1 protein-coding gene is annotated in these 489 nt (G+C 40.3%); it reads left to right on the top strand.

The genetic code is table 11. The features are described from left to right. Window positions 1-489 (top strand): hypothetical protein (locus I5E_RS23330; protein ID WP_261974868.1); only part of this gene is annotated, 489 nt, incomplete at both ends.

The following is a 489-nucleotide window of genomic DNA, read 5'->3' as shown; positions in this document are numbered from 1 at the left end:
AATTCCTCGGGGAATTGACCGGCAATTCTTCAAGCAATAAACAGGAATACCAATTATTAAAAGATAACTTAGTCAGATCGTACAATAAAGCTTTGAAGAAAAATGCGCCTTATTCAATCTTTGCTATAAAAAATGGCCCAAAATCTCACATTGGAAGACATTTGATGACCTCATTTCTTTCAATGAAGGGCCTAACGGAGTTGACTAATGTTGTGGGAAATTGGAGCGATAAGCGTGCTTCTGCCGTGGCCAGGACAACGTATACTCATCAGATAACAGCAATACCTGATCACTACTTCGCACTAGTTTCTCGGTACTATGCATATGATCCAATATCAAAGGAAATGATAGCATTGAAGGATGAGACTAATCCAATTGAGGAGTGGCAGCATATAGAACAGCTAAAGGGTAGTGCTGAAGGAAGCATACGATACCCCGCATGGAATGGGATAATATCACAGGAGGTACTAGACTACCTTTCATCCTACA

This window comes from Curtobacterium sp. B18, from assembly GCF_000333375.1.
Lineage (GTDB): Bacteria > Actinomycetota > Actinomycetes > Actinomycetales > Microbacteriaceae > Curtobacterium.
Note: the sequence above shows the minus strand (reverse complement) of the source record. Positions and strands in the feature narration are given on the sequence as shown.